14 protein-coding genes and 1 tRNA gene are annotated in these 20,772 nt (G+C 60.8%); 3 read left to right on the top strand and 12 right to left on the bottom strand.

The window, feature by feature from the left end:
* Positions 1-38 precede the first annotated feature (38 nt).
* A complete protein-coding gene (gene dapA, locus IVB05_RS18520; protein ID WP_247786055.1) occupies positions 39-929 on the bottom strand; it encodes a 4-hydroxy-tetrahydrodipicolinate synthase in 891 nt (296 codons plus the stop codon).
* 288 nt (positions 930-1,217) lie between these two features.
* Between dapA and IVB05_RS18515 the strand changes: the two genes are divergently transcribed.
* On the top strand, positions 1,218-3,476 hold the full coding sequence (locus tag IVB05_RS18515) for a lytic transglycosylase domain-containing protein (protein ID WP_247786054.1): 2,259 nt from the start codon (positions 1,218-1,220) through the stop codon (positions 3,474-3,476).
* 104 nt (positions 3,477-3,580) lie between these two features.
* Here IVB05_RS18515 and IVB05_RS18510 read toward each other — a convergent pair whose 3' ends face one another.
* The 9 genes from IVB05_RS18510 to IVB05_RS18470 form a co-directional block, all read right to left on the bottom strand.
* Positions 3,581-4,537 carry a transporter gene (locus IVB05_RS18510; RefSeq protein WP_346771865.1) on the bottom strand — a complete coding sequence of 319 codons (957 nt, stop codon included), beginning with the start codon at positions 4,535-4,537 and terminating at the stop codon, positions 3,581-3,583.
* A 371-nt stretch (positions 4,538-4,908) separates the two neighbouring features.
* Positions 4,909-6,168, bottom strand: a complete 1,260-nt coding sequence (locus IVB05_RS18505; protein WP_247786053.1) for a cation:proton antiporter — start codon at positions 6,166-6,168, stop codon at positions 4,909-4,911.
* Positions 6,169-6,195: 27 nt separating this feature from the next.
* On the bottom strand, positions 6,196-7,305 hold the full coding sequence (locus IVB05_RS18500; RefSeq protein ID WP_247786052.1) for a biotin/lipoyl-binding protein: 1,110 nt from the start codon (positions 7,303-7,305) through the stop codon (positions 6,196-6,198).
* Between the two features lie 51 nt (positions 7,306-7,356).
* Positions 7,357-8,391: an HAD family hydrolase gene (locus tag IVB05_RS18495; RefSeq protein ID WP_247786051.1), complete on the bottom strand. Its 1,035-nt coding sequence runs from the start codon at positions 8,389-8,391 to the stop codon at positions 7,357-7,359.
* Positions 8,392-8,475: 84 nt separating this feature from the next.
* Positions 8,476-9,252 carry a hypothetical protein gene (locus IVB05_RS18490; protein ID WP_247786050.1) on the bottom strand — a complete coding sequence of 259 codons (777 nt, stop codon included), beginning with the start codon at positions 9,250-9,252 and terminating at the stop codon, positions 8,476-8,478.
* Positions 9,253-9,304: 52 nt separating this feature from the next.
* Positions 9,305-10,903, bottom strand: a complete 1,599-nt coding sequence (locus IVB05_RS18485; RefSeq protein ID WP_247786049.1) for an arylsulfatase — start codon at positions 10,901-10,903, stop codon at positions 9,305-9,307.
* Between the two features lie 103 nt (positions 10,904-11,006).
* Positions 11,007-12,719 (bottom strand): arylsulfatase, encoded by a 1,713-nt coding sequence (locus IVB05_RS18480; protein ID WP_256473366.1) that lies wholly within the window; start codon positions 12,717-12,719, stop codon positions 11,007-11,009.
* Between the two features lie 121 nt (positions 12,720-12,840).
* Positions 12,841-13,767, bottom strand: a complete 927-nt coding sequence (locus tag IVB05_RS18475) for a formylglycine-generating enzyme family protein (RefSeq protein WP_247786782.1) — start codon at positions 13,765-13,767, stop codon at positions 12,841-12,843.
* 886 nt (positions 13,768-14,653) lie between these two features.
* Positions 14,654-16,237 carry a porin gene (locus IVB05_RS18470; RefSeq protein WP_247786048.1) on the bottom strand — a complete coding sequence of 528 codons (1,584 nt, stop codon included), beginning with the start codon at positions 16,235-16,237 and terminating at the stop codon, positions 14,654-14,656.
* Positions 16,238-17,140: 903 nt separating this feature from the next.
* Between IVB05_RS18470 and IVB05_RS18465 the strand changes: the two genes are divergently transcribed.
* Positions 17,141-17,234 (top strand) — tRNA-Ser (locus IVB05_RS18465).
* A 200-nt stretch (positions 17,235-17,434) separates the two neighbouring features.
* On the opposite strand, the gene IVB05_RS18460 is transcribed toward IVB05_RS18465, so the two are convergent.
* A complete protein-coding gene (locus IVB05_RS18460) occupies positions 17,435-17,995 on the bottom strand; it encodes a hypothetical protein (protein WP_247786047.1) in 561 nt (186 codons plus the stop codon).
* A gap of 320 nt (positions 17,996-18,315) precedes the next feature.
* Here IVB05_RS18460 and IVB05_RS18455 point away from each other — a divergent pair, with 320 nt between their 5' ends.
* On the top strand, positions 18,316-19,266 hold the full coding sequence (locus IVB05_RS18455) for a DUF1186 domain-containing protein (protein ID WP_256473365.1): 951 nt from the start codon (positions 18,316-18,318) through the stop codon (positions 19,264-19,266).
* 18 nt (positions 19,267-19,284) lie between these two features.
* On the opposite strand, the gene IVB05_RS18450 is transcribed toward IVB05_RS18455, so the two are convergent.
* A complete protein-coding gene (locus IVB05_RS18450) occupies positions 19,285-19,551 on the bottom strand; it encodes a hypothetical protein (RefSeq protein WP_247786046.1) in 267 nt (88 codons plus the stop codon).
* Positions 19,552-20,772: the final 1,221 nt, after the last annotated feature.

Raw genomic sequence — 20,772 nt, 5'->3', positions numbered from 1 at the left:
CTCCCCTCTTCGTTCACCGCGCGAGGTCAGCCGTTGGCCTAGTTGATCAGGCCGGCATGCACCATGGCGCTGCGCACGGCGACCCGCGTCGGCTCGGACACCGGCACCATCGGCAGCCGCAGCTTCTCGTCGATCTTGCCGAGCAGCGAGAGCGCGTATTTCACCGGCGCCGGATTGCTTTCGATGAAGAGGTTGTTGTGCAGCGGCATCAGCTTGTCATGCAGCTTGAGCGCGGTGGCGTGATCGCCCTTCTGCCATGCCGCGTGGAATTCCGAGCACAGCCGCGGCGCGACGTTGGACGTAACCGAGATGCAGCCATGGCCGCCATGCGCCATGTAGCCGAGGATGGTGGCGTCCTCGCCCGACAATTGGTTGAAGTCCTCGCCCATCGCCGCGCGCTGCTGCGACACCCGCACCATGCTGGCGGTGGCATCCTTCACGCCGGCGATATTCTTCAGTTCGAACAGCCGCGTCATGGTCTCGACCGACATGTCGATCACCGAACGGCCGGGGATGTTGTAGATGATGATCGGAATCCCGATCGCATCGTTGATCGCCTTGAAGTGCTGGTACATGCCTTCCTGGGTCGGCTTGTTGTAATAGGGCGTCACCACCAGCACGGCATCCGCGCCTGCCTTCTCCGCGTGCTCGGCGAGCTCGACGGCCTCCTTGGTCGAATTGGAGCCCGCACCTGCGATGACCGGCGCCCGCCCATTGGCCTCGTCGATGCACCATTCGACGACGCGCTTGTGCTCGTCATGGCTCAAGGTGGGGCTTTCGCCGGTCGTGCCGACGGGCACCAGGCCGTGGGTGCCCTCGGTGATCTGCCAGCTCACCAGGCCGCGGAAGGCGGCCTCGTCGACCGAGCCGTTCTTGAATGGCGTGACCAAGGCGGTGAACGACCCCCGGAACTTTGTCTTGGCTGCCATGGACTTCCTCCAACACTTAAGAAACGGCACGACCGAAACTGGATTTCGATTCATATCGGGTCTGGCGATCAGGCGAAAGGGGCGTGCCGTATGGCGCTAGCGCTTTGTTTCAACGCTCTTTCTCAGGCTGGCCGGGCCGCCCCCCGCGAAGCGGCGACAGCCGCGATTTTGCCGCGGTGATGGCGCAAACAGGTTCGGCCGCGACGTTTTTAGCATTTTGTCCACATATTCAATCAAATAGACCTAAGGCTGGAGCGATTGAATGATTCGCCGCCGTAGAGGAACGCCGTGATCTCTTCCGCCCGCGCCGCCGCCTTGCGATCGACCGCACTGGCCACGAGCCTGGCGCTGGCCGTTGGACTGGCTGCATTCCCCCTGGATGCCTGGGCCAAGCCAAAAGTTCCACTGCCGAAGCCGCGGCCGATCGCCCGCAACGTTGTTCCCAAATCCACTGCACAGCCCGCGGCACAGACCAGCACGACCGCCGCCCACGCCCCGGCGGCGGCCGCCCCTGTGGCGGCGGCACCGGCTGCGCCCGCTCCTGCGCCGCCACTTCTCGCGCCCGCGACCCGCCAGCATGCCGCCTTGCCGCCCCCGCGCAAGCACGTGGCGCCAGCAGCCGTAGCGGCGACGTCCTCGACGTCGCAGGCCGACAAGGACGCTCTGGAAAGCGTCATCGAGCTGGTGCGCAAGCAGAAGTCTGGGGACGCTACCCAGGCCCAGGCCGCGATATCGGATCCGGTCGCCCGCAAGCTCGCGGAATGGTTGATCCTGCGCAGCGACAACAATGGCGCCTCCGTGGAGCGCTATCGCGCCTTTGTCTCGGCCAATCCGAGCTGGCCGTCGCAAACCTTCCTGCGCCGGCGCATCGAGGCAGCCCTGTGGGACGACCGCCGCGACGACGCCGCGGTCTCGTCCTGGTTCGGAAACGAATCGCCGATCTCGGCCAAAGGCAAGTTCGCGCTGGCGAAGGCAATGCTTGCGCGCGGCGATCGCACCAATGCCGAACGGCTGGTCCGCGAGGCCTGGCGCCATGATGGCATGTCGGAAGACACCGAGAGCGCGGCGCTCGATATGTTCGGCGCATTCCTGACGGCGGGCGACCACAAGACGCGGATGGACGCGCTGCTTTACGGCACCGAGCAGGAAGCCGGCGGCATGCGCGCCGCCAAGCGGCTTGGTTCGGGCCATGTCGCGCTTGCCAAGGCGCGCATTGCGGCCAACAAGAAATCCTCGAACCTCAAGACGCTGCTCGATGCGGTGCCGCGGGAGCTGCACAGCGACCCCGGCTACATGTTCGCCAGGATCCAGTGGCTTCGCCGCGAAGAGAAGTTCAACGAGGCCGCACAGCTCATGCTGGCGGTGCCGAAAGATCCGAACCGTCTGCACAATCTCAACGAATGGTGGATCGAGCGGCGCCTCCTGGCGCGCAAGATGCTGGACGTCGGCGAACACCGCACCGCCTATCTGATTGCGCGCGACGCGGCGCTTCCCTCGCGCGACATCTACAAGACCGAGCAGGAATTCACCGCGGGCTGGATTGCGCTGCGGTTCCTCAAAGATCCGGCAGTCGCCACCCAGCACTTCGCGCGCATCGGTGTCGGCAGCGCCAACCCGACCGCGCTGGCGCGCGCCGGCTATTGGCAGGGCCGTGCAGCGGAAGCCGCGGGCCGCGCACAGGAAGCCCGCGCCGCCTATGGCCGGGCGGCCGAGCAATCGACCAGCTATTACGGTCAACTGGCGCGCGCCAAGCTCGGCCTGCCGCAGCTCCAGTTGAATGGCGTCCCGTCCGGCCGCGGTCGCGGGGTCGAGCGGCTGGAGATCGTCCGCGCCGTGCAACTGCTCTATGAGCTCGACGAGCGCGAGCTTGCGATCCCGATTTTCGCCGACATGGGCGAGAATGGCGATCCCGATGCCCTGGTGGGCCTCGGCGAACTCACCGCGCGCCACAGCGACGCCCGCGGCATGCTGCTGCTCGGCAAGGCCGCGCTCAACCGCGGCCTGCCGTTCGACCATTACGCCTATCCCGTCACCGGCATCCCGTCGTTCAAGCAGATCGGCCCCGAGGTCGAGCCGAGCGTCGTCTATTCGATCGCGCGGCAGGAGAGCGCCTTCAATCCCTCCGTGGTCTCACCGGCCCAGGCCTATGGGCTGATGCAGGTGACGCCGGACGCCGGACGCTATGTCTGCAAGCGGGCCGGCGTCAGCTTCGACCTCAACCGGATGAAGACCGACTCGGTCTACAACGCCACGCTTGGCGCCGCCGAACTCGGCGGGCTGCTCGAGGACTACCGCGGCTCCTACATCCTGACCTTTGCCGGCTACAATGCCGGCCGCGGCAGCGTCAAGAAATGGATCGAGCGCTACGGCGACCCGCGCGATCCCAAGGTCGACGCGGTCGATTGGGTCGAACAGATCCCGTTCTCCGAGACGCGGAACTACGTGCAGCGGATCATGGAGAACCTGCAGGTCTATCGCACGCGGTTCGGCGGCGGGACCAAGCTCCAGATCGAAGCCGACCTGCATCGCGGCGCCAGCGTCGAATAGCGGGATCTCAAGGTTACGCTTCCGGCCGTCGCCGCAGACGCCAACCGCCTGCGTTGATTGACCGCAGATACCCGCATTAGCGGACATCGACCTGCTTCGAGGCTCTACTTCGTAATCGAATGCCTCGTTGGCGTAACTGTTGATGTCGGCGCGGCATTCGAGATGGCGAAGGTCAACCAGACGTTCCAGCCTTCCGGTCGGTTTTCTGAGGCGAATTCCCTGTAACCCTTGAAGTTCAGATATCCCTGCTTGTCTCCAATCGGAAAGAGATAGCCGAGTTGGGGGCCAAAGCCGAAAACGCGCGATTTGAATCCGTTGAGGAACGGTGCCGCGCCAATATCGTCAGTGACCTGCTGGTAGGCATATCCGACCATGCCGACAAAGAGTTGTTTGGACAGAAAGTGCGATGCACCCCAGTCAAAATGGAAGTCGATGCCATTTTGATATTGCGTGGCGGTATTCTTGAAATTGTAGGTGAAGCCGCCGACGCCGGAAAATTCGATTCCTGTCGCCGGGTTGAGGTAGGTATAGCCGGCGCCGAAGTCGATGCCGCCATGCCCGATGCCTATGTTGGATAGGCGTCTGGAGTCGTAGGCTCCGACCGGGATGTCGCCGAACCCGTAGACCATCCAATTGTGGACGCCCTGATTCCATTTGAGCGTCACCAACGGATAGAGATCACCGACGCCGGTCAGTGAATCCGACAGAAGCCCACTGCGTGTCGCGACGATGGGACCGACCTGCGCGGTCAGCGTGCCGGAGATGCTGGTGTCAAGATGGCCGACAATGCCAGTTACGCCGACGGCAAGCTGGCCGCCGAGCACGGGCGTCGCAAAGGTATAGGTCGGCGCAATAAACAACAGATCGCCACTGGCCTTCAGATTGGCGTTGAGATTGACGTTTGCCGTCGCCGGGACCTGGCCTATCGAGATTTGGCGTGCTGCCGCGACGTTGCCGGAAGCTTCCACGCTGGTGTGATAGGCCACCGTGCCGAGCGACCATCCCGGAACCGCGGGGGCGGCAGCCAGGCTACCGAAAAGCCCGGGAACCCAAAGAGACACACCGCCCTCGTCCGCCCGGGCTGCCTGAGAATGAAGCGCCAACACAGCTGCGGCGGCAAATGTCATTCGGCAAATATTCGAGGAAGCGATTTTCATCTAAACCTCCCAAAAACGCGCGAACACCGAGCCAAGTAGATCAGAGTCGAGGTTTAAAGCCTGTGGTTGTTTGGCCACAGGCCGCTCTAAAAAGAAGCCGCTCCAAAAAAATTTATCGCAAGCCGGCCACGCTTTAGTCATCCACTGGTGTCCCTCACTGAGGCTCGCTTGCCGAAGCGTTACCTTGATGCGGGCAAAGGCGTCGGCAAGGATAGGTCAATGATGTGGACCATTTCGTTGTTGACTTGGCCGGCCGGCGCTTTTCCCGACCAGCGTTACATGTGGTGCGGCCCCGATCGACGATCGAGTTCAGCTCGGGGGCCAGTCGACAGACGAGACGCAAACCGCTCAGTCAACACCGGACCAAGGACTGATGTTGCGAACACAAGCACAAGCACGACATTGAGCATTCGATTGTCGAGCAGCCGTTGACCGGCCGCATCGAGCGTTTCATGCGCGACCAGTGTCGCGGCAAGCGTGGCGGCAACTTGTGGCAGCGTGAGCGACCAGATCGTGAGCTGTTCATTCCGGTTGTAGCCAAACGCGTGACCCACGCCCCAGGCGGCTATCCACTTGCCGAGGAGCAGAGCGCCGATGACACTGGCAACGAGCAGGAAGTTGTCGAAAATCCCGTAAACAAAGGTGATCGGGTTGATCAGGAATCCGGTAACGACAAAGAAGATCGGAATGAACAGCGATTTAGCCAGAAACGCCAGCTTGACACTTGCCGGCGCGTGTTGTGCCGAGGCGTTGATGGCTAGGCCCGCAAGGAACGCACCCACGATGCCCGGCAGCTGGATCGCATCCGCAAGCACGCCTGCGATGGCCATGATGCTTAGCATCAGCACAAAGTAAGCGTCCTCCTCATTCTCGACGCGCTTGAGTACATAGGCGCCGAGGCGACTCAGGCCGAACAGGACCAGCAAGATATAGCCGGCGATCTCGGCCAGCAGGAGCGCCAGACCGGACGGAGAAAAACCGGTCGTGTAAATCGAGACGCAAATAGCGAATACCACGAGCGACAGCGTGTCTGATATCACCGTGGCGCCAACCGCTACCGTCACCGGCTCTAGGCTGCCCAGGCCGAGCCTGCTCACTATGCTTAGCCCCAGCAGCGTATGCGAAGCCAGCAGCGACCCGATCACGATCGCCGGAATCGCGGCGTAGCCGAATGCGAGCCCAACGATGGTGCCGAGCACCAGAGGGATCACGGTCGTGGCGATGCCGAGGGCAATCGAGCGGTTTCGGGCGCGCCGAAACAGATCAAGATTGATTTCCAGGCCCGCAAAGAACATCAACAGCAGCTTGCCCAATTCCGCAAGGAAATCTGCGATCGGTCGGACCTTGCCAAAGATGTCCAGAACATACGGCCCAACTAAAACGCCGCTAAGCAGCAGACCTACAGGTACAGGAACATGCAATCGGCGGGAAAGCCTGGGGATGATGACAAGCATCACCATCCCCACCGCGAACTTCGCGAGCACCGGCATGGTGAAGAGGTGATCCCGGAGGAAGCTGATCGCGTTAGAGAGCATATCTCGACGGTTGCCTCCAACACTTGCCTAGAGGTAAGCGGTATAGGAGCTGACCCAGACGAGAATGGAGGCAAGAAGACCGATCACGCCTGCCTTTTCGGCAAAGGCTGTGGCGTTCCCGGACATGCCGAGCCGTAGCGAATCCCGGCTCATTTCGTCGGGAACGGAAATTTCCGCGGGAAAAGCAGTCGCGCCGCCGAGTGACGTCGTTCGGGCAAGGGTCCCTGACACAGCGACCTGGCCCTGACCGATACCCTTAGGGATAGCGGTGATCTTTGCGTGATAGATGCGGCCGGGAACGTTGTCGAAGACGATATCGACCGGCGCGCCGACCTTGATCGTCTGGAAGCCATTTTGTGAAAACATCCCGATGATTGTGATCTCGTTTTCGACTACGAACGACATTACCGAGCGGGCCTGCAGCGCACGGTCGCCGACCGTCAGCGTTACGAGGGTCACGTAACCGTCGGCTGGCGCTCGAACCGTCGTCTGCGACAATTCCCACTCGGCATTTTCCAACTGCGCCTGAACCTGCGCGACGGTGGTGTTGACGCCGCCGATCTCGGAGTCCAGCGCCAGTTTGGCGCCCTGTTGTGCTGCCCTGGCCGCACCGAGCTGTGCCGACACGGTCTCAAACTGAACCTGGGTATCCTGCTCCCTGAATTCGGTATTGGCTCCGCTCTCGTAGAGCGTCTGAATGTCCTTCAGGCGCTTTGCATTGAATTTGGCCTGCGCCTCCAGTCCAGCAACATTGGCGGTTGCCTGTTCGTAGCTCGACTTCAGTATCTGGGCTTGCTGTTGTGCAGCGGCCAGTGAAGCCCGCAGGTGATTCACCTTAAACTGGAACGGCGCCGGGTCTATCTGGAACAGAACGTCACCCATCTTTACCGGCACGTTCGGCTTCACCGGAATCGCAACGATCTGACCGCTCACGTTCGGCGTCACCTCGACAACCCGTCCGGTCACCGTCACTTTGCCGGACGGCGTCAGATAATTAAACAGCGCCAGGAATGTAGCCAAGATCAAGGCGCCGATGAAGACCGAGATGGTCCCGGAGAGCCATCCCCAACGCACGACCTTGAATTTCGAGAACAGGAGCCAAAGCGCTACAAAGTAGAGGCAAAGAATAATGAGCATCGGCCGAGCTCGGCTTTCTTGATACGAAACAGGCGGGCGAGACGCCGCTGCCTAGTCGAACGCAAAAATCCGCTTCCAATCCTTCTTCATGTCGACCACGGTCCACTTGTTCACCGCCGCTGCGTCCAGCGCTACGTCGAGCTTGCCGAAATGCGAATGGCGGTCGTAGGCGTATTCGCGTTCCGCGTCGGTGTGGTGCACGATCAGGCCGAACCGCGCGCCACTGGCGCCGAGCGTCGTCCATTGCAGCATTTCGAGATCGCCGTCGGAATTGCCGAAGGCTGCAATCGGACGGCGACCGATGTGTTCGTTGATACCGATCGGCTTTCCCGTCTTGTCGTCGATGAAGTTGATGTCGGGTAGCCGGAAGAGCGTTGGCGCACCGTCCTTCATCTCAAATCGGGTCTTGATCGATGAGCCGATGACCTGCTCCGGCGGTATTCCGTAGATCCGTTCGGTCCACGGCCGCATGAATTCGATGCCGCCCCCTGACGCGATGAAGGTCTTGAAGCCGCTGGCCCGGAGGTAGGCGAGCAGTTCGAGCATCGGCTGGTAGACCAGTTCAGTATAGGGCCGCTTGAAGCGGTGATCGCGCGCGGTCGCGAGCCATTCGGAGGTGATCTTCTCGAACTCCGCCGTGGTCATACCGGCATGCGTCACCGCAATCAGTTCGACCAATCCCTTCTCGCCGGAAGCCATCACCGCTTTCAGATCGCCATCCAGCACCCCCGCGAACGGTTGCTTGGTCTTCCATTCCGGATGCATTGGCGCCAAGGCCTTCACGCGGTCGAGTACGAAAGCCAGTTGCACATACATCGGCTGCTCGATCCATAGCGTGCCGTCATTGTCGAAGGTCGCGATGCGCTGGTCGACCGGGACGAAGAAGGGCCCGCCCTGCGTCGTGACGCGCGCGACAAAGTCGAGGATCGACGATTTGGTCGCGCCGTCGTTCCAGGACGGGAGTGGATCGCGTGCCTGTGCCAGCGCGGAGGTGGAGCGGAGCGAGGCGGAGAGCAAGGGCAGCGTCGCCAGCGACGAGAGGAGGATGCGGCGGTCCACGAGCGGAAATCGCACGATCGGTTTCATGATTGATCCCTTTCAGGCTCGTACACCAGCCAGTTTTCAATCATCAATGCTGCGCGCAAAGGCGTATGCATGGCTCGTGCAGTCTTAGTAGCAGGGCGGGTAAGGATAATAGCCGCAGTAGGGATAGTTGCTGGCTGCCGCAGCACCCAGCGCAGCCCCACCCACCGCGGCGGCACCAACCGCGGCAGCACCGTAGCCTCCGCGATAGAAGGCACCGCGAGCGACGTAGGGACGACGCCAGACGCCGGCTGCGCCGACGCCCCCGACCCGCGCGTAGCCGCCGCGGAAGCCCGCAGCGTGGAAGCCGCCCATGCCGCCAGCATGAAAGCCACCACCGTGGAAGCCGCCGAATCCGAAGCGGTCGATGAAGAGTGCCGCCGGCCCGTCGCCGCCCGCCAGATCGCCTTCGAGCACATCCACGTCGAAGGTCAGCCGGTCACCCTCGAGCTTCGCCGTCTTCAGCACCACGACGGCATCGCGGATTTTCGACCCGTCCGTGCTGAACACCGAGACGGTGGCGTTCGGCGGATCCTTGGTAAAGCTCTCATCGCTGGCATTGTTTGGCGACCATTCCTCCAGCAGGTTAGCCGTGAGCGAATGCCCTGCTGCTCGCACCGGGCGGTCCGCGAAAACGATCGAGTTCGGCGCCACGCCGGTGAGTGTCAGTTTCCCGCCCTGCAGGCTGGCGCCGCGGGCGTTCATGACGATCAACGACGGCACAATCTCCGGCTTGGCTTGACCAATCGTCTTCTGCAGCGGCTCGTGCTGCGGCGTCGAAGGCGTGGTCTGGGCCAGCGCCGGTGCCGCCCCGCAGAGCAGGAGTGCGATAATCATGCAGCCGGTTCGACTCTTGATGGTCATGATGGACTCCTTTGAATTTCGCTGCTCGCTTCCAATCGGAACCATGCCGAATTCAATTGCTGGATGGTGGATTCCTTAGCTTTTCCATCGCCTGTTCGACGGAGAATGAACCCGGTCTTTGCCTCGGCGGAAATTGCTGGAAGCTCATCAGGTGCTGCCCCACGATCCCCTGGGCCGGGACGAGTAAAAAGGCGTGCTCTACGAACCACTTGACGTAGTCGCCAGCTTCATGCTGGGCCCGCTCGAACGGGTCGGACCGGAGGTTAAACAGCGACGGCAACCGCAGTTGAATCATCGGCTGCGCCCACACGTCAAACCCATGGGCCCTCTGTTCCATGAATACCGCCTTCCATTGGTCGTAACGAAGGCCGGCCAGGTTGCCGTCATCGGTCCAGTAGAAGAATTCGCGGCGCTTGTTGGCGCCCTTGCGGGCGAGAAGGTCGCGCTGGTCGTACCCGTCGAGGTGGACTTTAAAATTCTTGCCGCCGGCATCGTAGCCCACCAGCAGCTTTGTCTTGATGTCGGGCTCGCCGGCCGCTGCGACCAGCGTCGTCGCCCAATCCTCCGCCGAAAACACGTCGTTGATTTCGGTTCGCGGGGGCACCAGCCCGGGCCAGCGCACCATCGCGGGGACCCGATAGCCGCCTTCCCAGTTGGTATTTTTCTCGCCTCGGAAAGGCGTCGTGCCGCCGTCCGGCCAGGAGAATGTTTCCGCACCGTTATCGGTCGTGTAAATCACGATCGTGTTGTTGGCGATGCCAAGATCATCGAGCTTCTTCAGCAATTGTCCGACTTGCCCGTCATGCTCCACCATGCCGTCCGGATAAATACCAAGGCCGGTCTTGCCCTGGGATTCAGCCTTGAGACGGGTCCAGATGTGCATGCGGCTCGAATTGAACCACACAAAGAACGGCTTCTTGTCGCGATTGGCGCGGTCGATGAAGTCCACGGAGGCGGCGAGGAATTCCTCGTCGACTGTCTCCATGCGCTTCTTGGTGAGCGGTCCGGTATCCTCGCACTTCTGTTTGCCCCATGAGCCGAAGCGCGGATCGTCACCCGGTGTATCAACGGTCGTCGCAACGCATTTCATGACGCCGCGCGGACCGAACTGCGCCCTGAATGCTGGATTTTTCGGATAGTCCGGATGTTCCGGCTCGTCCTCGGCATTCAAGTGATAGAGGTTGCCGAAGAACTCGTCGAAACCGTGCACCGTGGGCAGAAATTCGTTCCGGTCGCCGAGATGGTTCTTGCCGAACTGCCCGGTCGCATAGCCCTGCGGTTTGAGTAGATCGGCAATCGTCGGATCCTTTCCCGACAGGCCTTCCTTCGCTCCCGGCAGGCCCACCTTCAAGAGTCCCGTCCGCAACGGACTCTGGCCGGTAATGAACGCCGCGCGACCTGCGGTGCAGGATTGCTGTCCGTAATAGTCGGTGAAGATCGCGCCTTCGTTCGCAATGCGGTCGATGCTGGGCGTGCGGTAGCCCATCATGCCGCGATTGTAGGCGCTGATGTTCCAGTAGCCGATGTCATCGCCCATGATGACAAGGATATTGGGCTTTTGTTGTTGCTGGGCGTGCAGCGGCGAGACCAGCGCCGTCGCGGCAGCGAGCGATGTGAGAAGACCAACACAAGCGTTCCTGACGATGCTCATGATAGGCAACCTCCCGATTCACTCAGCGCGTTTATCGCTAACCTGTCGTGTGCGGACGCCCGTGAGGGCGTCCGCCTGGTCACATCATGCTCGTCTCACGCGGCTAGTCGCTTGCGTGCCGGCTGTTCTTGACCTGCTCCAGGATGCCAGAGAGGTTGTAGGTCTCCGGCGGCTGTAGCGGCGGGTACTTTTCGTACGACAGCAGGTGTTCCAGCCACAACCGCTGGCCGATCGGCAGCATGTTCCAGTCGTACTGGAAGGCGGTCGCCGGGGCGCCGAGTGCACCGCCCATGCTCATCGCCGACTTCTGGTCGATGCCGACGCTCTGCTCGAAGGGATCACGCTTGATGTTCTGGACCAAGGTGAAGTGGAAGGGGATCAGCGGCATGATCCACCCGGCCGGCCCGGGCTGCGACATGGTGTAATACATCTTCCAGTTCTTGTAGCGCACCGCCGACGGCGTTGAACCCGAGAAATAGAAGAAGTAGTCGCGTGCCGATTTGGCCGATTTGCCTTCCAGGAAGTCACGCTGGTTGACGCCGTCCAACGTCGTCTTGACGATGCCGGGATACCGGCCCGCCTCGATCTGCTGCTTCAGTTCGTCACCCTTGGGCCCACCGCCGATGTCGGCCAGCGTGGGCACCCAATCGAGCGCGGCGAACAACTGGTTGTGCACCGTGCCGGGTTTGATGACGCCCGGCCATTTGATCACCATCGGCGCCCGGTAGCCGCCTTCCCAGGCCTCGCCCTTCTGGCCCTTGAACGGGGTCACGCCGCCGTCCGGGAAGGAGATCGCCTCGGCACCATTGTCGGTGGTGAACACAACGATCGTATTGTTGGCCTGGCCCATGTCGTCCAGTTTCTTGAGAACGAGGCCGATGTTGTCGTCCATCTGCTTCATGCCGGCTTCGTTGGTGCCCCAGTCCTTGCCGCCGCGCTCGCCCAGCATGGCCTCGTACTTCGGCGGCAGCACGGTGACGACGTGCATGCGCGCCGGGTTGTACCAGACGAAGAATGGCTTGTTGGTCTTCTTCGGGTCGTTGCGGTCGAGGAACTCGATGACCTTCGTCGAGATCTCTTCGTCCACCGTCTTCGAGCGATCCAGCGTCAGCGGGCCCTCGTCAGCGCACATCTGGTTCTTGCTCGTGCCGTCCGAGGACTTGCACGACAGGACATTGCGAGGGGGCGTGAGGCACAGCGTGGTCTTGGGATCCACGGCACCGGGCACTTCCGGGATGCCGGGAATCGGCGTGTTCCTGCAAGGCGGTGCAACAGTCTGCTGGAGCGGCGTCTTGTTGATGTCGGGGAAGCTCACCCCCTGCATCGCGTCGAGGTGGTAGAGATAGCCCCAGTATTCCTGGAAGCCGTGTGCCGTCGGCAGGGAATCGGTGTGGTCGCCCAGATGGTTCTTGCCGAATTCGCCGGTGTTGTAGCCGAGATCGAGCATGAACTTTGCGATCGCCGGCGTGCCGGGCCGCAGGTAGGACGGGCTTCCGGGGAGCTGTGGCGGGATCATGCCGGTGCGCAGCGGATACATGCCGGTGAAGAAGGCGTTGCGGCCGGAGGTGCAGCTCTGCATGGCCACATAGTCCGTGAACATCGCACCTTCCTGCCCGATGCGATCGATGTTGGGCGTCTCGCCGACCATCAGGCCGCGATGGTAGATACTCGGCTGCATCCAGCCGATGTCATCGCCCATGATGAAAATGATGTTGGGTTTCTGCGCCGGTTGCTGAGCTGGCTGCGCCGGCTGCTGAGCCGGTTGCCGAGCCGGCTGCTGTGCGGTTGCCGGCGTGCCGGCCAGCGGCATCATCATCGTCGCGCTCAGCAGGACAGCGCATGAACGCTTAAGCAAACAACGCGTCTTGCGTGGCGGTGTTGCAATTAATGGTGGCTTGGCAGCGAATATGGCACTCAACATAGCTTCGCTCTCCTGTTTATGACGCATCAGAGGCTTCTCGCCTGATGCACCGAAAGCCAAGATGGCTGGTGGAAGTATCGATCGGCTCCGCATGGCGCGCAGCCGGCCGGTAGCGTCGGCAGTAGTTCGGCGCGCACAAATGCGAGCCGCCTTTGATGACCTTCTGTGGAATCTTGACGTTGGTCGTTCGGGGGTCGTAGCTGCCATCCTCGCGCCCGCCACGCGGGTTCTGCGGGATGCAGCAGGCTTTTGGCGCATCGGCTTCGTGCCGCGGCGAATACCAGTCGGCAGTCCATTCCCAGACGTTGCCGATCATGTCGTACAAACCGAAACCGTTGGCCGGGAACGCAGTCACCGGCGATGTGCGCTCGAAGCCATCGGCATTGGCATTCTGCCGAGGGAATTCTCCCTGCCAGGTGTTTGCCATGTGGCGGCCGGCCGGCGTGAATTCATCGCCCCACGCAAATTCGGTGTCGTCGAGCCCGCCGCGCGCTGCAAATTCCCACTCCGCTTCGGTTGGCAAATCCTTGCCAGCCCACTGCGCGTAGGCGACCGCATCGCTGAAGGCCACATGCACGACCGGATGATCGTCCAGACCACGAATGTTGCTTCCGGGTCCGTAAGGATGCCGCCATTGCGCGCCCTTGGCGAAGGTCCACCACTGGCTGAAGTCGCGGAGGTTGACCGGATGCGCGGGGGGAGAGAACATCAGCGAGCCCGCATAGACCATGTGCGGGAGCATTCCAGGATAATCCTTGGGATCGGGTATGATTTCCGCGACGGTGATGTGCTTGGTGGCCCTTACGAATTCCCTGAACTGCCGGTTCGTCACGGGATGGCGGTCCAGCCAGAATCCGCCCACGGTGACGCGGTGCGCCGGAGCTTCTTCGGGATAATGCTTGTCCGACCCCATGCGGAACGTGCCACCGGGTATCCAGATCATCCCGTCAGGCTGCGAGGAGCAGTCATCAACCGCGACATCAGCCTTGGCAGTGGAGGCAGCGAAGAGCATCGTCATGTGACGTGTCACCCCCCGGTTGATCATGGCAGGATGCTGGTCAAGGACCACTCCTGCGAGCACGAGCGGAGACTTCACCGGGGGAAATCGGCGATCTTGATCTAAATCAATGAATCTAATTGCGGCAAATCCCGTCAAACGCGCAGGCTGCGCTCAATCTGCTGGCACCGAAATCACCAGACTTCCTCGAGATTCGTGACGCCCTGAGAGATAGTGCAGGAAGACAATCGTGCCGATGAGGCCATTCGCGGCTGCGCGGTTTGCTCAGGAAAGATAAGAATCGGCTAGAATCCATCGATCTCAATCAACTGATCAGTTCGACGACGCGTTTGCTCCGTCATGACCTAATCACATGAGCTAATCAGGTGCCGTATCGGTGGAGACGGATCTGGCATCCAGTCTTCCGACCGGCGCCGCAGGTCCTGTTCAATCTCGTTATGAACGCAATGGATGCGATGGCCTCGACGCCTGATGCGTTGCGTAGCCTCAGAATATGTACCAGGGCCACATCGACCGGAAACCGTCGAAGTGTACCTGAAGGACGATGGATCAGGAATCAAGCCTTCTGACACCAAACAACTCTTCGCACCTTTTTACACCACCAAAGACCACGCCCTGGGGCTCGGCCTGTCAACGGAGTTACGCCCTGGTAACGATTGAACGAGGGTACCTACCGGCCACATCGTCGAGGGGATCACTCGCCGAGCTTGCCGTCTTCAGGGCAGTAGTTTCCGTCCAACTTGGACGTCAAAGAAAAACCCCCGGCAGTTTCCTGCCGGGGGTTCTCCTTAGTGTTTCAAGTCTTTCGGGATCAGAAGTTACGCTGAGCGCGAACGTTCAGGAACACAGTGCTCTGGTCCTTGTACTCGTAGAGCGCAACCGGCTTGGGAGCCGCAGCTACCAGGACGCTTCCACCCGTGAACTTCTGGTCGAGGAAGAAAGCACCGACTTCAGCCGAGAACGTCAGGTTCTTGACAGGAGTCCAGCGCGTGATCAGACCGATCTGAGCGACGTTGAAGTCTGGGTTACAGCTAAAGTCCGCAGTTTTGGTAGCCAGGCCACCAGTTGCGGCGATATAGCCGGCGCAAAGGGCACCCTTGGCGGAGGTCAGATCACCCACGCTGCCATCGTACCGAACCTGAGCATAGCTGCCCCAAAGGCTGGACGACCAGTAGGGATCCCAGTTGTGGTTGAAGGCACCACGGACACCCCAAGCGTTCGTCAGCTTGAGGCCCTGGGTGGCACCGCCACCGAAGCCACCCGAGTAGACGGCGTCAGTCACCGCGCCGAAGCCGATGCTCTGGTAAGCGCCCGCAAGCCCCGTGCTGCCGTACATCGCGAACTGCGGCGAACCGCCGGAGGTCGAGATCACGGACTTCGTGCTACCCTTGGCGAACGTTGCGTCGATCTTGAAATCGTCGCCTGCACCGGTCGGGAGGTTCTTGATCTGCAACGCAGCCGTCACAGCACCGCCCCACTTGTCGTCGGGGTGACCGCTGATTTCAGAGAGGTTGTTCGGAGCAGCAGTAGGAGCAGTCAGGACGTTGTAGGAAGCGTTCACAAGATGCGCCACGCCCGAAATCTGGAACAGACCCCACGCCTGGTCGACGCGGATGTTGCCGGCGATATCAGGAGCATGAACGCCGCCATACGCGTTAATCGGAACGCCGAGTCCGGTAGCCGGGAGGCCAAGCGAAATGTTGCCGACAACGGTACGGTTGAACACCTGCGGATCATCGAGACCGATGGTGGCCGACACGCCGTTACCGAACTGCGCGGTGTACTGGATGTTGTTGACGCCGGTCACGTAGTCAGGACCGCCGAGCAGGAACGAGTTGTTGTTGCCCGGATAACCGTTCCAAGGCGTCGCGTAGGCCGAAGCCGATTTACCGAAAGTGAAACCAGCGAACTGGATGAACACCATTTCAACCGCAACATAACCGCCGCCAGCGCCGGAGAGCAGGGTCGAGTTGACGCCCGGAGCCAGCAGGGTGTTCGGGTTCTTGGTGCCGTTGCCGAAATTGTCGAACTGGAAGTCGGCCTGACCGAAGGTGCGGACAACGCCGTATTCGGTGGCGGTGCGGGTATCAACCGTCAGCGCCATACGGGAACGGGAGACGAAGTAATCGCGATAGCGATTGCCCTGGCCCAGATCGCCGCTCCAGGCCGGTCCACCGTAGGTGGTGCCGTTGAACGTGGTGTCGATACGAACGTAACCACCCAGCTTGATGCAGGTGTCGGTGCCCGGGATATAGAAGAAACCCGCGCCATACAGGGAGCAGATCCTCACGTACTCGACCGCTTTGGCCTTGACGGGAAGATCGGCCGCCTGAGCTCCGCTCATGGCGATCAGACCCGCCGCTGAGCCGAGAATAAGGCTCTTAACCATCTTCATGTTAAACCTCCAAGTTGCTCTGTAGGGAAGGTTCCGGATCCGCTGGGTGTAACACCCTAAGGTTGGTTCCCTTGTCCCCTGAAACCCGCTTAGTCGCTTCGCGCCTTCGGACACTCCCGCATGAACGCGAGGGACTTAAGCGAACCACCTAAAACGGGACGACCTCGGGATGCCCCCCTCCGTCGCTCGATCACAATTACCGAGGACTCCTGCACACGCAACAAAGGAACCGCTTGCAACGGCCCAACTCCGCCCGTTTTCCGAAGGGTGTTGCACAAATAACACGCGTTTGTGATTGAAGTTTCTCCACAAGGCATTGTTTGTATTTGGTATTTTCGAATAGCTCCAATTGACAGGCCGATTGTTGGGTGGGCACCGCAACAAGCGGCTCGTGCCCGCCAGCGCACCCTCTCTCGCATCGAATCGAAGGCGAGCCCGCCGAATCCGCAGCAGGCGATTACGCACCCATTATAGAGTCAACGGATGAGGCTCATCGCATGCAGGCGCAGGCAGCAAAGGGTGCCTCATCGTCCGACGGACGCCCAACCAGGGCAAAAAACCGGCGAAAGATGATGGAAGCCCGACATTTCTCGGGATCGAAATGCATTTGTAGGGTGCGCTACACCCCCCGTTCGCACGCCGCTATCTGGAACCGTGATTTGCGCGGGATCGAATCGGCCCGCTAGCGACATCGAATCAATTTCACGCGATTTCGACGCGGCGCGTGAGCCGTCTGCGCGTCATCGAGACCACGGGCCCGGAAAGAGGCGCCTAAACGCCGGATGCGGGATCTCGGCCGCTCGCGAAGAATGCGCGCGAAGCGACGGCGCCCCTAAATGGCCTCGGCGTAATCTGAATCTGGCGCTTGCGGCTGGCCCTCGCGTCAGGCATATCCGCGTTCATGGAGCTGTGGCCGAGTGGCTGAAGGCGGCGGTTTGCTAAACCGTTATAGGGTTGTAAAGCCCTATCGAGGGTTCGAATCCCTCCGGCTCCGCCATTTGCCGCCGATTTCCCTCTATAGCCCGCTATTGCCGTCGATCACCGCACGCCCACCAAGCGGCATGCGAACCGCCAATTCAACGCTACGGCCCGATATATCTTAAGTCGGGTTACAAACTGATTCAGCGCAACAAAGGCAGCTTACGACCTCAAAGCGGATTGCCGGTTAGAGGCGCGGGCGTCTAATCGCGAGTACACTTAACCTTGTTCCTGGCTGCCTATTATGAGCCAGCCAGTTTTCTGAAGAGCTATCTCTGCAAGTTCCGCAGGTCCTTTACCGTCCGTAGGTAGAACGACAATGCCTTCGGCGTCTTCGTTCGCCATGCGCCTTGCTTGCCGAAGCGAGCGCTGTGCCTGCTCGTCCGCCCCAGAACCTACCTCGCGCTGCGCAAGACGCGCCAATAGTATAGGCTCGGCGGCTAGCATACGGACTACCGTGATCTGCGCTTCGGGTATGGCGGAAAGTATACATCGTTTGTCGAAATCCAGGTGCATCATGACGCCTGACATGATCAGGCGCGTATGCCCCAAGGCCCGGTATGTCGACCAGATCGCAGCCAGGTTGATGCTGCTGACGTCAGTCGTACCGGGCTGAACTCTATCAAGCTCGTCGGCATTGGGACGCGGGAACACCCTGTCCAGCTCATCGGTCTCGATAACTGCATGAGCAACTTGAGCTGCGGCGAGTTGCGCGCTCATTTCCCAGCTCAGCGTGGATTTGCCTACGCCGGCGGGCCCGGTAATCAGCAACAGCTGCATGTCGCCTTCGTCTTCCCAGTTCGATCCAGGGGCTCTTGTGCACCGGGCGAATTGGTAAGTCCAACGCCTTTCGAAGGTCCGATCTCCACCAGTTCGAACCATTTGCCCGTAGCTCTATTTAGGAGAGTCATGGAGGGCTATGGCGTAGACGTAGTTCTCGGTTTCGTCGTTCTCTGCCCGCCATCCAGACATCGGTGACAGGTCATGCCTGCCGCCGCATTACCTCACCATTGCACCGTTTGCGGCGATGTTGGATCGTCTCTTGCGGCCGGGAGAGCATCCGATCGGCATCGCCTCCGCAACATGCAGTAGAGCGCAGCATGAAAAAGCAAGAACTCGAAGCGATCCTTGGCGACGGCGAGAAAACCCCTGATCTCGGTCCGATCGAAGACTACCTTCATGCCGTCGCGACCGAACCGAAGCTGCCGGACGTCGCTGTCGGAATGTGCACACTGAGAATCGAGGAAGCCGCGCCGAAATTGCGCGCCGTTCTGCTGCGCGCTGCGGATGGCGAGGTATTGTCGGACGATGAAAGCCTGCTGCTGTTCCGTGGGATTCATATCCTGGGCGGTGCGCGTGACCGACAAGCGTGCCAGCCGCTCCTGCGCTTGCTGCGCCGCCCCCAGGAAGAACTCGACGACCTGCTCGGCGATGCCATCACCGAAAGCATGGCCAAGATCGTAGCCGGCGTGTTCGATGACGATATCGATACCTTGTTCGCCTTGATGGCCGACCGCTCGATCGATGAGTTTATCCGTGAAGCGTTTTTCGGCGCAGCGACTTTCCTGGCATGGGACCGCCGCATCGAGCGCAGTCGGCTACGGGAATTTCTTGTCCGGTTCTATGAAGAGCGGCCGGCCGAAAACGGCGATCAGGCCTGGGCGGGCTGGCTGCAGGCGATCATGCTGCTCGGACTGCGCGATCTGGTGCCGCTTGTCGACAATGTCTGGCGCGAAGACCGCCTACCCGAGGAGTGGATTAGTCGCCGTCAGTTCAATAAAGATCTTGCCGAAGCCGAACGCGCGCCCGACGACATCGACCGCTTCACGCGAAACAACCTCGGTTACATCGAGGACGTGCTGGTATCGCTGGATTGGGCGCGTGGCAGCGAAGACGTCTACGACGAGAAAGCCTCATGGGCCGATTTCGCGTACCCGAACGAGCCCGTCAGGAATCCCTGGCGTCACGTCGGGCGTAACGATCCATGCCCCTGCGGGAGCGGCAAGAAGGCCAAGAAATGCTGCCTTGCCAATGGCGAGCCACCGGCCTGACGCCGGCCGCTCCAGGCCTCAATGCGCCGTCATCCAGGCGCGGGCTTCGCGCTGTGCGGTGGCGATTTCGGCATCCGACATCATCGCGGCGACCTCGCGGCGCATGGAGATGGCATCCGCGCGACCCTTCAGCGCGGCAAGATTGAACCATTTGTGGGCCGCGACCAGATTCACCACGCCGGAACGGCCGCTCGCCCAGTACAGGCCGCGCTCGAACAGCACGTCCGGGATCGCCGTCGCCTCCACCGCAATGGCCGTGTCGAGATCAAAGTGCCCCTGAAACATCCGTAGCTCCCCTTTTTATCGTTGCCGCCCTCCCCCGAGCGCGGCCCCTGTCCACTGTCAAAACGCCTGTCATTCCAGCGCGCGATCAGCAAAAGTGGAAACCGGTTTTGCGTCCGATCGCGCGCCCTTTATTAGAAGAGCGCATGATCTGATCGCCAAACCGCCCACACTTTGGCGGATCATGCGCGTACCGTTTTCCGGTCTGTTGTTGGGATGATCATGACCGATCAAATTTGAAGGGCAGTTTAAGGTTCGCGATGAACGGGATGTAAACGCGCGCATCGTGCTGTCGAACGCGAAATCGCAGAAATGCCTGCGGCACAGCGAGAAGTCAGCAATCGTGAAGTTCGGTTTACCCTGCGGTTTGGCGGAACGATAACCATTGCTGCAAGGTCGGTGTCATCATCATTCGTCACCGGGCCGGCGCAACACGCCGCGCAATGGACGGGTTCCAGCAGATGATCGGGCGTCGAGCAGCTTAGCGACCATTCGGGATCTCACGGCTTACCGGATACCGGGCGACAACGCGCCTGAAGCAACCAGCGGACGCCAAACAACCGGCGCCTGCGAACGATCAGTATTAAATTAGGGAAGACTTCAGCGCCGGACGCCTGGTGCGTGGGCTATCGGAGCGCTCCAGCGAAAGCGGGCGTTCCGGGAACGGGTTCCAAGGAACGAAGGCGTTCCGGGGAACGAGGGCGTCGGCGAACACGTCAGGACCAGATTTCGTTCCGGGCTTTGGGCCCGGTGAAACTGCGGGTAGTTAAGGATACCCGCACCGAACGAAGAAAAACTTGTTTCTTCTGCCGGACCGGTTTTGAAAGAGCGGGCTTCTTTTGAAAGAACGCTCTTTGCGAAATACGATCCAGCCGTTTGACCTGATGTCTCGCCGACACCCTCTTTCGTCGACCAGAGCCTTCAGATTTTTATCCGGGGCTCTAATGACGTGCCGGCATCAAGCCGCCGGCAATTCTTGGAGAAGCGAAGTTACTTCTTCTTCTTGGCGACCTTGCGGGTCTTCTTCGCAGTCTTCTTCACTGCGCTCTTCGCCTTCTTTGCCTTCTTAGCTTTCTTGGCCATGTTGCCCTCCTAATGTAAGTGAGATGGCTTAATCGCTGCGTGCACTCGGGAATCGAGATGCACTACATCCCGAATACACCAACGCATTCAAAAAAACAGCGTCCCGCTTAAGGAAGTGTTGACGCGGCAATGTGAGAGCGT

The organism is Bradyrhizobium sp. 170, from assembly GCF_023101085.1.
Classification (GTDB): Bacteria; Pseudomonadota; Alphaproteobacteria; order Rhizobiales; family Xanthobacteraceae; genus Bradyrhizobium.
This window is presented reverse-complemented; position numbering and strand designations above follow the sequence as displayed.

Bases quoted from the DNA above. Each gene is read 5' to 3' on its own strand.
- IVB05_RS18495 (WP_247786051.1), bottom strand. From the start codon at position 8,391: ATGAAACCGATCGTGCGATTTCCGCTCGTGGACCGCCGCATCCTCCTC.
- IVB05_RS18480 (WP_256473366.1), bottom strand. From the start codon at position 12,719: ATGATGATGCCGCTGGCCGGCACGCCGGCAACCGCACAGCAGCCGGCT.
- IVB05_RS18490 (WP_247786050.1), bottom strand. From the start codon at position 9,252: ATGACCATCAAGAGTCGAACCGGCTGCATGATTATCGCACTCCTGCTC.
- IVB05_RS18450 (WP_247786046.1), bottom strand. From the start codon at position 19,551: ATGTTTCAGGGGCACTTTGATCTCGACACGGCCATTGCGGTGGAGGCG.
- IVB05_RS18505 (WP_247786053.1), bottom strand. From the start codon at position 6,168: ATGCTCTCTAACGCGATCAGCTTCCTCCGGGATCACCTCTTCACCATG.
- IVB05_RS18485 (WP_247786049.1), bottom strand. From the start codon at position 10,903: ATGAGCATCGTCAGGAACGCTTGTGTTGGTCTTCTCACATCGCTCGCT.
- IVB05_RS18475 (WP_247786782.1), bottom strand. From the start codon at position 13,767: ATGATCTGGATACCCGGTGGCACGTTCCGCATGGGGTCGGACAAGCAT.
- dapA (WP_247786055.1), bottom strand. From the start codon at position 929: ATGGCAGCCAAGACAAAGTTCCGGGGGTCGTTCACCGCCTTGGTCACG.
- IVB05_RS18500 (WP_247786052.1), bottom strand. From the start codon at position 7,305: ATGCTCATTATTCTTTGCCTCTACTTTGTAGCGCTTTGGCTCCTGTTC.
- IVB05_RS18470 (WP_247786048.1), bottom strand. From the start codon at position 16,237: ATGAAGATGGTTAAGAGCCTTATTCTCGGCTCAGCGGCGGGTCTGATC.
- IVB05_RS18455 (WP_256473365.1), top strand. From the start codon at position 18,316: ATGAAAAAGCAAGAACTCGAAGCGATCCTTGGCGACGGCGAGAAAACC.
- IVB05_RS18460 (WP_247786047.1), bottom strand. From the start codon at position 17,995: ATGCAGCTGTTGCTGATTACCGGGCCCGCCGGCGTAGGCAAATCCACG.